Below are 13113 nucleotides of genomic sequence, written 5' to 3' on the forward strand. Positions count from 1 at the left end.
CCCTCGGCGCGCCGCCGGCCCTCTCACTGTCCCTTCGCCCGCTCGGCGAGCCCAGGAAAGGCTACGCCGCTGCCCCGCCACCGCGCCGCCCGCACCGCCGCCTCCCGCAGCGCCACCGCGGCCTCCCGCCGCAGCGCGCCGTCCCCGGCCCGTACGAGGTCGGAGTAGACGCCCGCGACCCGGTCCTCGAGGACCGCCGCGAGCCGCACGGCGGCCGCTCCGTCCGGCACCGGGAACGGCAGCGCGTACGCCGCCGCCGCCGGATCCGGCGCCCCGCCCAGATCGCGCACGGTCCGCGCCAGGCTGTCCCGGCGGGCCCGGTGCGCCCCGTGCGCGGCCGTCGCCTCGCCCTCGCGGTCGTCGCCGACGCGGGCGCCGACGACCCCGTACCCGTACACCGCCGCGTGTTCGGCGGCGAGCGCCGCCCGCACCGCGACGAGCACCGGATCCGGACTCTCGTTCATCGCGCGTCCCCGTTCGTCAGCAGATAGGCGTGGGCCGCGCCCGCCGCCGCCATCGAGGCCAGCAGCCGGGCCAGCTCCGGGTCGGTCGTGTCCAGCGCCGCGGTGTGACCGTCGGCCGTCCGGCGCTCCGCGTCCGCCAGCGCGGCGAGCGCGGCCGGCTCCGTGTCGGGCACCGTCACCGCCGCCGGCGCGGCCGTCGCGCCGGCGGACGCGCCCGCGCTCGCGGACGGGCTCCGCGCCCCGCCGCCGAGCGCGGCGACATGCTCGGCCGCCGAGTCCCGCGGCCCGGCCAGCCGGCCCGCCAGCAGGGGGTGGCGCGCGATGGTGGCGTCGTAGCGGTCGCGCAGCGCCCCGCTCCGGGCGGCCAGCTCCGCGCGGAGGGCGGCCTCGGACTTCGCCCGGGCCGCCTCCTCGGAGGCCGCCCCGCCCCCGGAGGAGCCGCCGGAGCACCCGGCCAGCGCACCCGCCGCGACCGCACCCGTCACGATGAACACACGTCTGCGTGTCGTCCCCGTGCGCCCCACGCGTGTCTCCTCGACTTCTCGGTGATCATCGCCGCAGGCGAGCGTACCTGTGGGCGCCCCTCCGGTGGACGGCAACACCCTCCGGGACCGGATACCCTTTGATTCGACACGCGACGATCCCACAACAGCACACGCGGCCGAGGAGTCACCCGGATGAGCACCACCCAGAGCGAGAGGCTGCGCGGGCTGCTGGAACCGCTCGTCAGCGCCGCCGGCCTGGATCTGGAAGAGATCGAGGTCTCCCGCGCCGGACGCCGCCGCCAGCTGAGGATCATCGTGGACTCCGACGACGGAGCCACCCTGGACGCCTGCGCCGAGCTGAGCCGCGCGATCTCCGACACGCTGGACGAGTCCGACGCCATGGGCGAGGAGGAGTACGTCCTGGAGGTCGGCTCGCCCGGCGCCGAACGCCCCCTGACCGAGCACCGCCACTACGCGCGCGCCGTCGGGCGGCTGGCCAAGTTCCAGCTCCACGAGGGCGGCGAGCTGGTGGCCCGGATCCTCACCGTCGACGACGAAGGTCTCGACCTCGAAGTGCCCGGCGTGAAGGGCCGCAAGGCGACCGCCCGCCGGATCGCCTTCGCGGAGATCGACCGGGCCCGGGTGGAGATCGAGTTCAACCGCAAGGACAAGAAGGAAGAGGAGGCGTAGCCGTGGACATCGACGTAAAGCTCCTGAAGGGCTTGGCACAAGAGAAGGAGATCCCCTTCGACCTGCTGGTCGAGGCGATCGAGTCGGCCCTCCTCATCGCGTACCACCGCACCGACGGCAGCAGCCGCCACGCCCGCGTGGTGCTCAGCCGGGACACCGGCCATGTGACCGTGTGGGCCAAGGAGGACCCGGCCGATCTGGAGGAGGGCCAGGAGCCCAAGGAGTTCGACGACACCCCGTCGGACTTCGGCCGGATCGCCGCCACCACCGCCCGCCAGGTCATCCAGCAGCGGCTGCGCGACGCCGAGAACGACGTCACCTTCGGCGAGTACGCCCGCCGCGAGGGCGATGTCGTCTCCGGCCAGGTGCAGCAGGGCAAGGACCCCAAGAACGTCCTGGTCCGGCTGGACGACAAGCTGGAGGCCATCCTGCCGGTGCAGGAGCAGGTCCCCGGCGAGGAGTACACCCACGGTCTGCGGCTGCGCACCTATGTGGTCCGGGTCGCCCGGGGTGTGCGCGGTCCTTCCGTCACCCTCTCGCGCACCCATCCCAATCTGGTGAAGAAGCTCTTCGCGCTGGAGGTCCCCGAGATCGCGGACGGCAGCGTCGAGATCGCGGCGATCGCCCGTGAGGCCGGCCACCGCACCAAGATCGCGGTCCGCTCCACCCGCTCGGGTCTGAACGCCAAGGGCGCCTGCATCGGCCCCATGGGCGGCCGGGTCCGCAATGTCATGGCGGAGCTGCACGGCGAGAAGATCGACATCGTGGACTGGTCGGACGACCCGGCCGACATGGTCGCCAACGCGCTCTCCCCGGCCCGGGTCAGCAAGGTCGAGGTCGTGGACCTCGCCGCGCGCTCCGCCCGGGTGACCGTCCCTGACTACCAGCTCTCGCTGGCGATCGGCAAGGAGGGCCAGAACGCCCGCCTCGCCGCCCGTCTCACCGGCTGGCGCATCGACATCCGCCCGGACACCGAGCAGGCCGAGCGCCCCGAAGACCGCTCCGACCGCTCCGACCGTTCCGAGCGGGACTACCGGTCCGACCGCGCCGACCGGGCGGTCCGGCCCGAGCGGTCCGACCGGGGCTGAGCGCGCGCCCCGGACCGGTCCGGGGAAGCAATCCGGCGAGGGCGTCGTTGCCCCGGGTGACGGTGCCCGCGCCGGGATCCGCGACGCCGAGATCGAGACAACGATCGTTCGATTCTTGCCCCACGGGGGTGAGGCCGCTACGGGGAGGTAGACTTAATCGTGTCTGGCCGGACGCACGCCCGCCCACGCCCTGAACGTACGTGTGTGGGGTGCCGGGAGCGAGCGGCCAAGACCGATCTGCTGCGCATCGTGGCCGTCGGAGACGAATGCGTCCCCGACGATCGCGGTACGCTGCCCGGCCGGGGCGCGTATCTCCATCCCGCCCTGGTCTGTCTCGATCTTGCTGTACGACGCCGGGCGTTCCCCCGGGCCTTCCGGGGCAGGGGACCGCTCGACACCGCCGCGGTGCGGGGGCGCATGGAGCAGGCAGAGCGGCAGGTCTTGTAAGAAGAAGTACGGCACGGATCCCCGTGCGGTCAGGTACCTCGCGAGTTGGAAGTAGGTCGAGATTGCGATGAGCACTCGATGAGTACGCGATGAGTACGCCCATGAAGTAGCGACGGTCCGGCTCTAACCCGGACCTAAAAGGAGCGAAGTGGCTAAGGTCCGGGTATACGAACTCGCCAAGGAGTTCGGCGTAGAGAGCAAGGTCGTCATGGCCAAGCTCCAAGAGCTCGGTGAATTCGTCCGTTCGGCGTCCTCGACGATCGAGGCGCCGGTTGTACGCAAGTTGACTGACGCACTGCAGGGACCCGGCGCCGGCGCCGGCAAGTCCGCTGCCAAGCCCGGCGCGCCCCGCAAGGCCGCGCCGTCCCCCGCCCCCCGTCCGGGCGGTCCCACCCCCGGCGCGCCCTCCCCGGCCGCGCCGCGTCCGCCTGCTCCGAAGCCCGGCGCCCCGGCCCCCAAGCCGGCCGCCGCCGAGGCCCCCGCGAGCAGCGCGCCCACCAGCAGCACCCCGGCCTCGGGCCCCCGCCCGGGTCCGAAGCCCGCCCCCGCGCGTCCCGCGGCCCCGGTGCCCCAGGCGGAGTTCTCCGCCCCGGCCCCGGCCCAGCCCGCGGCTCCGCAGGCGCCGCAGGCCTCCCGTCCCGCCGCCACCCCCGGCCCGCGCCCCGCGCGTCCGGCCCCCGGTGGTCAGCGTGACGGCGGCCAGCGTGACGGCGGTCAGCGTGACGGCGGCCGCGGTGGCGACCGTCCCGCGCGCTCCGCGCCCGGTCAGGGCGGCCCCCGCCCCGGCGGCAACCGTCCGGCCGGTCCCCGTCCGGGCAACAATCCCTTCACCTCCGGCGGCTCCACCGGAATGGCGCGCCCGCAGGCGCCCCGTCCCGGCGGCGCCCCGCGTCCCGGCGGCGGCGCCGCTCCCGGCGCTCCGCGTCCGCAGGGCGGCCCCGGCGGCGCTCCCCGCCCGCAGGGCGGTCAGGGCGGCGCCCGTCCGACTCCCGGCGGCATGCCCCGTCCGCAGGCCCCCCGCCCCGGCGGCGGCCCCGCGGGCAACCGCCCGAACCCCGGCATGATGCCGCAGCGTCCCGCGGCCGGACCCCGTCCGGGCCCCGGTGGCGGCGGCGGTCGCGGTCCCGGTGCGGGCGGCGGCGGTCGTCCCGGCGGCGCCGGCGCAGGTCGTCCCGGCGGCGGCGGCGGCTTCGCCGGCCGTCCCGGCGGCGGTGGCGGCGGCGGTCGTCCCGGTGGCGGCGGCGGCTTCGCCGGTCGTCCCGGCGGCGGCGGTCCCGGTGGCGGCGGCGGCTTCGGCGGCGGTCGTCCCGGCTTCGCGGGTCGTCCCGGCGGCCCCGGTGGCCGTGGCGGCACACAGGGCGCCTTCGGCCGTCCCGGCGGGCCCGCCCGTCGTGGTCGCAAGTCGAAGCGCCAGAGGCGCCAGGAGTACGAGGCCATGCAGGCCCCGTCGGTCGGCGGCGTGATGCTGCCCCGCGGCGGCGGCGAGACCATTCGCCTGTCGCGCGGTGCGTCCCTCACGGACTTCGCCGAGAAGATCAACGCCAACCCGGCGTCGCTCGTCGCGGTCATGATGAACCTCGGCGAGATGGTCACCGCGACCCAGTCCGTCTCCGACGACACGCTGGTCATGCTGGCGCAGGAGATGAACTACCAGGTCCAGATCGTCAGCCCGGAGGAGGAGGACCGCGAGCTTCTCGAGTCCTTCGACATCGAGTTCGGCGAGGACGAGGGCGGCGAGGAGTTCCTCGTCTCCCGTCCGCCGGTCGTCACCGTCATGGGTCACGTCGACCACGGAAAGACCCGGCTGCTCGACGCGATCCGCAAGACGAACGTGGTGGCGGGCGAGGCCGGCGGCATCACCCAGCACATCGGCGCCTACCAGGTCGCGACCGAGGTCAACGGCGAAGACCGCAAGATCACCTTCATTGACACCCCCGGTCACGAGGCGTTCACCGCCATGCGTGCCCGCGGTGCCAAGTCGACCGACATCGCGATCCTCGTGGTGGCGGCCAACGACGGTGTGATGCCCCAGACGATCGAGGCGCTGAACCACGCCAAGGCGGCCGACGTGCCGATCGTGGTCGCGGTCAACAAGATCGACGTCGAGGGCGCCGACCCGACCAAGGTGCGCGGTCAGCTCACCGAGTTCGGTCTCGTGGCCGAGGAGTACGGCGGCGACACGATGTTCGTCGACATCTCCGCCAAGCAGGGTCTGAACATCGACTCCCTGCTGGAGGCCGTGGTCCTCACCGCGGACGCCTCGCTCGACCTGCGGGCCAACCCGGAGCAGGACGCGCAGGGCATCGCGATCGAGGCCCACCTGGACCGTGGCCGCGGCGCCGTCGCGACCGTCCTGGTCCAGCGCGGCACGCTGCGCGTCGGCGACACGATGGTCGCGGGCGACGCCTACGGCCGAGTGCGCGCCATGCTCGACGACAAGGGCGAGAACGTGGAAGAGGCGGGTCCGTCGACCCCGGTCCTCGTCCTCGGTCTCACCAACGTCCCGGGCGCCGGCGACAACTTCCTGGTGGTCGACGAGGACCGTACGGCCCGTCAGATCGCCGAGAAGCGCGCGGCCCGCGAGCGCAACGCGGCCTTCGCCAAGCGCGTCCGCCGGGTCTCCCTGGAGGACCTGGACAAGGTGCTCAAGGCCGGTCTGGTGCAGGACCTCAACATCATCATCAAGGGCGACGCGTCCGGTTCGGTGGAGGCTCTCGAGTCCTCGCTGCTCCAGCTCGACGTCGGTGAAGAGGTCGACATCCGCGTCCTGCACCGTGGTGTGGGTGCGGTCACCGAGTCCGACATCGACCTGGCGATGGGCTCCGACGCCATCGTCATCGGCTTCAACGTCCGCGCGGCCGGCCGTGCCGCGCAGATGGCGGAGCGCGAGGGCGTCGACGTCCGGTACTACTCGGTGATCTACCAGGCCATCGAGGAGATCGAGGCGGCCCTGAAGGGTCTCCTCAAGCCGGAGTACGAAGAGGTCGAGCTGGGCACGGCGGAGATCCGCGAGGTCTTCCGCTCGTCCAAGCTGGGCAACATCGCCGGTGTCCTCATTCGCTCCGGCGAGGTCAAGAGGAACACCAAGGCGCGACTGCTGCGCGATGGCAAGGTCATCGCGGAGAGCCTCAACATCGAGGGTCTGCGCCGCTTCAAGGACGATGTCACCGAGATCCGCGAAGGCTTCGAGGGCGGTATCAACCTCGGAAACTTCAACGACATCAAGATCGACGACGTCATCGCGACGTACGAGATGCGCGAGAAGCCGCGCGGCTGATCGCACGGCTGACGCGGAACGCTCGGCCGGGGCCGGTCGGCGGGAGAAATCCCGTCGATCGGCCCCGGCCGCTCCGTGTACGGTTCGGATGTCCCTGCCAAGCGCTGGCAGGCGTCATGAACCCGAACCGGCGGGACATCCGGATCATCCATGTATGTGGGGACACTGTCCTTCGATCTGCTTCTCGGTGACGTACGGTCGTTGAAGGAGAAGCGTTCCGTGGTCCGCCCGATCGTCGCCGAGCTCCAGCGGAAATTCGCGGTGAGCGCGGCGGAGACCGGGGATCAGGACCTTCACCGCAGGGCCGAGATCGGCCTGGCGGTGGTTTCGGGTGACACAGGGCACCTCTCGGAAGTGCTGGACCGGTGTGAGCGCCTTGTCGCCGGCCGGCCGGAGGTGGAGCTGCTGTCGGTTCGACGCAGGCTCCACAGCGACGAAGACTGATGGCAAGGCAAGCAGGTAAGAAGGAGAAGGACCAGTGGCCGACAACGCGCGGGCGAAGAAACTGGCGGACCTCATCAGGGAAGTGGTCGCCGAGAAGCTACAGCGCGGCATCAAGGACCCGCGGCTCGGCACTCATGTGACCATCACGGACACCCGGGTCACCGGAGATCTGCGGGAGGCCACGGTCTTCTACACGGTCTACGGCGACGACGAGGACCGGGCCAGCGCCGCGGCCGGGCTCCAGAGCGCCAAGGGCGTCCTGCGCTCGGCGGTCGGCGCGGCGGCGGGCACCAAGTTCACGCCGACGCTGACCTTCGTGGCGGACGCCCTCCCCGAGAACGCCAAGACGATCGAGACCCTGCTGGACAAGGCACGGGCCTCGGACGCCAAGGTGCGGGAAGCCTCCTCGGGCGCCGCCTACGCCGGTGACGCGGACCCGTACCGCAAGCCGGAGGACGAGGACGAAACCTCCGAATGACACAGCGGACCACCACCCCCGACGGCCTGGTCATCGTGGACAAGCCGTCGGGTTTCACCTCCCACGACGTCGTCGCCAAGATGCGCGGGATCGCCAGAACCCGCCGTGTCGGACACGCGGGGACGCTCGACCCCATGGCCACCGGAGTCCTGGTGCTGGGCGTCGAGAGGGCCACCAAACTCCTCGGTCACCTCGCGCTCACCGAGAAGGAGTACCTGGGCACCATCCGGCTCGGCCAGAGCACGGTCACCGATGACGCCGAGGGCGAGATCATCGCGTCCGCGGACGCCTCCGGGGTCACCCGGGAGGGCATAGACGCCGGTGTCGCCGCTCTCAGCGGCGACATCATGCAGGTGCCGTCCAAGGTCAGCGCCATCAAGATCGACGGCAAGCGGTCCTACGCGCGCGTGCGCGGCGGCGAGGAGTTCGAGATCCCGGCCCGCCCGGTCACCGTCTCGTCCTTCAAGGTGTACGACGTGCGCGAGGCCGAGGCCGAGGACGGCACCCCGGTCATGGACCTGGTCGTCTCCGTGGTCTGCTCCTCCGGCACCTACATCCGGGCCCTCGCCCGCGATCTCGGCGACGGACTCGGCGTCGGCGGCCACCTCACCGCCCTGCGCCGCACCCGCGTCGGTCCCTACGGGCTGGACGCGGCCAGGACCCTCGACCAGCTCCAGGAGGAGCTGACCGTGATGCCGATCGCCGACGCCGCGGCCGCCGCGTTCCCCCGCTGGGACGTGGACGAGCGGCGCGCCAGGCTGCTGCTCAACGGCGTACGGCTGGACATACCGCGGCACGACCGGTCGCCGGTCGCGGTCTTCGGGCCCGAGGACCGCTTTCTGGCCCTGGTGGAGGAGCAGAAGGGCAAGGCCAAGAGCCTCGCCGTCTTCGGCTGAGGCCCTGACCCGGCTGCCCTGACCCGGCTGCCCTGACCCGGCCCGCCCGACGGGGCGGGCGGACGGCCCACCCGCCGTTCACCCGCCCCGCCCGGCCGACCGTGCCCGCCCGGTCGCCCGCCGGCCGACTGATCACCGCCCGCCCGGTCCGCCGCGGACCCGCCCGAAGGCGCGTCCGCGCACCCGGTCCGACCGCGCTCACCCCACGGGAAGCGCGGTCGTCCACCCGCCCGGAAGCGCGGTCGTTCACCCGCCCGGCCGGGCGCTCGGAGCGAATCCGGGGGCACGGCGGGGGCGCGTTCGCCCGCCGCCTTCACCCGGTGATCACTGTCGGCCTACCGTCGACCCCATGGGACGCGCAGACCCGGCGACGCTCGCAGCCCCCTGCGACCTGGTGCGCATCCGCGATCTCGCGGGACGACCCCGGGGCACCGGATTCGCCGCCGACCGCCACGGCACACTCCTCACCAGCCACGAGAGCGTCGACGGACTGACCCGTCTCGTGCTCCACGCCCCCGGGGAACGCGTCTGCCTCGCCGAGGCCGACGCCATCACCCCGCTCCCGGAGGCCGGACTCGCCCTCGTCCGCACCGAGGGCCTCGGACTGCGGCCCCTGCCCCTCACCACCCGCCGCCGCGTCGTCCCCGGCACCGGTCTGCGACTGCCCGCCGGGGGCTGGCACCACGCCCGCGCCCTCGGCGCGGTCCAGGTCGTCTACACCGCCACCGACCGCCACCACCTCATCGACGAGGCCGTGGAACTCGCCGTACCGGCCGCCGCCGCCGACGCGCTGCGCCTCGGCGGCGAAGCGACCGGCGGACCCGTCCTCGACGCCGCCAACGGCGCGGTCCTCGCCGTACTCGGCACCGCGCTCCAGTCCGACCGCCGCGCCTCGGCCCTCGCCCTGCCGCTGCGCACACCGGTCCCGGCGGACGGCCCGCTCGCCGAGCTGCTGCGGCGCAACGCCGCCACCGTCCCCGCCCACGGCGACGACCTCAACCTCGCCGCCGTCCTGGAACTCACCGCCGCCGCGCCCGGCCCCCACGGCCGCACGCCGCCGTACGACCGCCCCGGGATCCTCACCGCGCTCACCGCGCTCGACCCGCCCCTGCTCGCCCTCGTCGGCGACCCCGGAACGGGCCGTACGACCGCCCTCGCCGCGCTCGCCGCCCACCGGGCCCACCGCCCCGAACCCGCCCCCACCCTCTGGCTGCGCGGCTGTGACCTGCACAGCGACGACGCGTCCGTCGCCGACGCGGTCGCCCGCGCGCTGCGGCGCGCCGGACGCCTGCTCACCGCGTCCGGCGCGCCCGCGGACCTCGCCGAGGTCACCCCCGAACGCGCCGCCCACCTCGCCCACCGCTCAGGCCGCCCGCTGCTGGTGATCCTCGACGGCCCCGAGGAGATGCCGCCCGCGCTCGCCCACCGGCTGCCGTCGTGGACGGCGGCCACCGCGCACTGGCTGAGCAGCCGCGCCGCCCGGATGGTCCTCGCCTGCCGCCCCGAGCACTGGGAGCGCGCCGAGGCCCTCCACCCCGCCGCCCACCCGAGGCCCGTCGCCATGCCCCTCGCCGATCTCTCCGCGCCCGAGGCGGCGGCCGCGCGCCAGGGGTACGGACTGCCCGCCGACGCCATCGCCCCCGCCGACGCCGCCCATCCGCTGGCGCTGCGGCTCCTCGCCGAGGTGCGCGGGGCGCTGCCCGCCCGCGTCGGCGGCCGGCCGGGCCGCGACGAGATCTTCGGCGCCCATCTGGACCTGCTCTGTCTGCGGATCGCCGGACGCATCGCCGCCGCGTCCCGGCCGCCGCCCCGGGGCTCCGCCGTACGCCGGCTGGCCGCCCGGGTCGCCGGACGGGTCCACGAGGCCGCCCGGCGCTGTCTGGGCCCGGGCCACGGGGAGCTGGACCGCGAATCCTTCGAGGAGCTGTTCCCCTGGCGGCCCGGCTGGGCCGCCGCGGTCCTCACCGAGCGGCTGCTCGTCCCCGCCGGCGCGGGCTACCGCTTCGCCCACGAAGAGGTCGCCGAGTGGATCCAGGGGGCCCACCTCGACCCCGACGCGGCCCTGCACGCCCTCATCCGCCCCAGGGCAGCCGCCCCGGCCCCGGCGCGGCTGCCCTCCCGGCCCGGCCGCACCCTCACCCCCGGCCATGTCCCGCCGCCGCCCGGCTCGGCCCGCCACCGGCCCCCGCCGCCGCTGCCCGTGCCCCGCCACCGCATCGGCCCGGTCGTCCACTCCCTGCTGCTCCTGGACCGCGTCCACGGCCCGGCCGCGCTGACCCGGCGGCTCAAGGACCTCATCGACGCCGTCGCCCGCCCCGACGCGGGCCCGGACGCCCACTGGTGGGCCACCCGGCTGCTCGCCGGGACCCTGCTCGCGCTGCCCGCCCCCGAGGCCTACCTCCCCATGCTCCGGCTCCTCGCCGACCGGCTCGGCCGCCGGCCCGCCCGGGCCGGCGCACCCGCCGGCTTCGGCCCCGCCTTCTGGCTGCGGCTGCGGATCCCCGAGGCCGACCGCCTCGATCTGCTGCGCCGGCTGATCCCCGCCGACGGCCCGCCCGGGACGCCCGGCCCCCGGGTCCTGGACGCCGTCGCCGCCCTGCTGGAGGCCGGCCCCGTCGCCGTACAGCCCCTGCTCTGCCGCTGGTTCACCGACGAGACCGCCCTCGCCGCCGCCCCCGGGGACCCGGCGCGCCCCACCGTCGCCGCCGCCGCCCAGGCGCTGCTGTACGCCCGGCGGACACTCGCCGTCGACGACCTCGCCGAGGCCCTCGCCGCGAGCGGACACGCCCGGTCCCGCGAACTCCTCGGCGCGCTCGCCCGGGACGAGCCCTCCGCGCTCTGCCGGGCCGTCGACCGCTGGGTCCGCGACCCGCGCCCCGACCGCCGGGCTCTGGCCGCCGCCCACGCCCCGGCCGCCGCCGACCACTGCACCACCGCCGCCGATCGCGCGCTGCTCCGCCACGCGGCGTACGAACTCCTCGGACGCGCCGCCGACACCGCCCTCCACGGCGCCGCGCTCGCCCTGCTCGTACGGGATCCGCACAGCCGCTCCCGCTGCCTCGAACAGGCCCTCACCGCCTACGCCCGGGCCGCCCCCGGCCTCCCGGCGAGCGCCCTGGCCGCCGCGCTCATCACCCACCCCGGGCCGGTGCTCGCGGTCTTCCGGGCCAGGCTCCGCGCCGACGACCGCGCGGGGGAGGTGCTCCGCGCGCTCGCCGAGGTCACCGTGCCCGCGCTCGCCCGCCGCGCCGCCGCCCTCGTCGCCGAGTACCTCGACCGCCACCCCGGCGGCGGCGTGCACGCCGCCGCCTTCGTCGACCGCCGTCTCGACCAGGGTCCGTCCGCCCGTTCCCTGCTCTTTCCCCTGGTCAGCGCGGTGCTTCAGGAGGGCCCAGGAGAGCTGCGCCAAGCGCTCGCCCCCGTGCTCGCCGCCGCCGGGACCGCCCGCTCGCGCCCGCTGCGCGCCGAACTCCTCGGCGTCCTGCTGCGCGCCTGCCCCGAGGACGAGCCCGGGACCCCGGCGGCGCTGCTGGAGGCCGCCGCGCTCGGCTGCGCGGACCGGCCCGAGGACGACACCCGTGAGCTGGTCCGCCGCTCGGGGCTGCTGATCGCCGCCGCCCCGACCGGCGGCCCGGCCCGCTTCGAGGAAGAGCTGATCCGGCTGGCCCGCACCGCCCCCGGATTCGCCCGCCTGCTCGTCGCGTGGCCGGTCGGAGCCGCCGGGGAACGGCCCCTCCCGATCGGCCCCGACGCCCGCCGGACGATCGGAGCGCTGGCCTCCGCGATACCGATGCGGACCGAAGGCCCCGGGCATGGCAGTCTTAGACCTGCGTAGTCAGCTGTCGTTATATCGGCATACCAGTACACAGGTTCGGGCGAGGAGCGGTGACAGTGCAGCGCTGGCGTGGCTTGGAGGACATCCCCCAGGACTGGGGGCGCAGCGTCGTCACCATCGGTTCCTACGACGGGGTGCACCGCGGACACCAGCTGATCATCGGGCGGGCCGTGGAGCGGGCCCGCGAGCTGGCGGTGCCGTCGGTGGTCGTGACCTTCGACCCGCACCCCAGCGAGGTCGTGCGCCCCGGCAGCCATCCGCCGCTGCTCGCCCCGCACCACCGGCGCGCGGAGCTGATGGCCGAACTGGGCGTGGACGCGGTGCTGATCCTGCCGTTCACCTCGGAGTTCTCCAAGCTCTCCCCGGCGGACTTCATCGTCAAGGTCCTGGTGGACAAGCTCCACGCCCGACTGGTGGTGGAAGGACCGAACTTCCGCTTCGGCCACCGCGCCGCCGGGAATGTGGACCTCCTCGCCGAGCTGGGCGGGACCTACGACTACCAGGCCGAGATCATCGATCTCGTGGTGACGGGCGAGGCGGGCGGCGGTCTGCCGTTCTCCTCCACCCTGACCCGCCGGCTGGTCGCCGAGGGCGATGTCGAGGGCGCGAGCGAGATCCTGGGCCGCCCCCACCGGGTCGAGGGCATCGTCGTCCGAGGCGCGCAGCGCGGCCGTGAGCTGGGCTTCCCCACCGCCAATGTGGAGACGCTGCCGCACACCGCCATTCCGTCCGACGGCGTCTACGCGGGCTGGCTGACGGCGGCCGGCGAACGGATGCCCGCGGCGATCTCGGTGGGCACGAACCCTCAGTTCGAGGGCGTCGACCGGACGGTGGAGGCGTACGCGATCGACCGCATCGGCCTCGATCTGTACGGGCTGCACGTGGCCGTGGACTTCCTCGCGTACGTCCGGGGCCAGCGGAAGTTCGACTCCGTCGACGATCTGCTGGTGGCGATGGGCGAGGACGTCCAGAAGTGCCGTGAGCTGACGGCGGGCGCGTAGCACCCGCG

The 13113-nt window shown here is 74.6% G+C and carries 11 protein-coding genes; 9 read left to right on the forward strand and 2 right to left on the reverse strand.

Going from position 1 to position 13113, the window contains the following annotated elements; genetic code table 11:
* Nucleotides 1-23: 23 nt before the first annotated feature.
* Nucleotides 24-464, reverse strand: coding sequence for a ferritin-like domain-containing protein (locus ACF089_RS02045; protein WP_392020525.1), 441 nt, complete (start codon nucleotides 462-464; stop codon nucleotides 24-26).
* A complete protein-coding gene (locus tag ACF089_RS02050) occupies nucleotides 461-958 on the reverse strand; it encodes a hypothetical protein (RefSeq protein WP_392020527.1) in 498 nt (165 codons plus the stop codon). The genes ACF089_RS02045 and ACF089_RS02050 overlap by 4 nt, the downstream gene beginning before the upstream one ends.
* 183 nt (nucleotides 959-1141) lie before the next feature.
* Here ACF089_RS02050 and rimP point away from each other — a divergent pair, with 183 nt between their 5' ends.
* From rimP to ACF089_RS02095, 9 genes are all read left to right on the forward strand, one after another.
* Nucleotides 1142-1639 (forward strand): ribosome maturation factor RimP, encoded by a 498-nt coding sequence (rimP, locus tag ACF089_RS02055; RefSeq protein ID WP_392020529.1) that lies wholly within the window; start codon nucleotides 1142-1144, stop codon nucleotides 1637-1639.
* A gap of 2 nt (nucleotides 1640-1641) precedes the next feature.
* A complete protein-coding gene (gene nusA / locus ACF089_RS02060) occupies nucleotides 1642-2727 on the forward strand; it encodes a transcription termination factor NusA (RefSeq protein WP_392020532.1) in 1086 nt (361 codons plus the stop codon).
* A gap of 159 nt (nucleotides 2728-2886) precedes the next feature.
* The gene (locus ACF089_RS02065) at nucleotides 2887-3174 is read left to right on the forward strand and encodes a YlxR family protein (RefSeq protein ID WP_392020535.1); all 288 of its coding nucleotides are present in this window, start codon (nucleotides 2887-2889) and stop codon (nucleotides 3172-3174) included.
* Between the two features lie 148 nt (nucleotides 3175-3322).
* Nucleotides 3323-6451 (forward strand): translation initiation factor IF-2, encoded by a 3129-nt coding sequence (infB, locus tag ACF089_RS02070; protein WP_392020538.1) that lies wholly within the window; start codon nucleotides 3323-3325, stop codon nucleotides 6449-6451.
* Nucleotides 6452-6601: 150 nt separating this feature from the next.
* Nucleotides 6602-6895, forward strand: a complete 294-nt coding sequence (locus ACF089_RS02075; protein WP_392020540.1) for a DUF503 domain-containing protein — start codon at nucleotides 6602-6604, stop codon at nucleotides 6893-6895.
* 34 nt (nucleotides 6896-6929) lie between these two features.
* The gene (gene rbfA, locus ACF089_RS02080) at nucleotides 6930-7373 is read left to right on the forward strand and encodes a 30S ribosome-binding factor RbfA (protein ID WP_392020543.1); all 444 of its coding nucleotides are present in this window, start codon (nucleotides 6930-6932) and stop codon (nucleotides 7371-7373) included.
* The gene (gene truB / locus ACF089_RS02085; RefSeq protein ID WP_392020546.1) at nucleotides 7370-8269 is read left to right on the forward strand and encodes a tRNA pseudouridine(55) synthase TruB; all 900 of its coding nucleotides are present in this window, start codon (nucleotides 7370-7372) and stop codon (nucleotides 8267-8269) included. The genes rbfA and truB overlap by 4 nt, the downstream gene beginning before the upstream one ends.
* A 349-nt stretch (nucleotides 8270-8618) precedes the next feature.
* Entirely contained in the window at nucleotides 8619-12104 is a 3486-nt protein-coding gene (locus tag ACF089_RS02090) for a serine protease (RefSeq protein ID WP_392020549.1), read from the forward strand.
* Nucleotides 12105-12160: 56 nt separating this feature from the next.
* Nucleotides 12161-13105, forward strand: coding sequence for a bifunctional riboflavin kinase/FAD synthetase (locus ACF089_RS02095; protein WP_392020552.1), 945 nt, complete (start codon nucleotides 12161-12163; stop codon nucleotides 13103-13105).
* Nucleotides 13106-13113: the final 8 nt, after the last annotated feature.

This window comes from Streptomyces sp. NPDC014894 (genome assembly GCF_043080985.1).
In the GTDB taxonomy this organism is placed as follows: Bacteria; Actinomycetota; Actinomycetes; order Streptomycetales; family Streptomycetaceae; genus Streptomyces.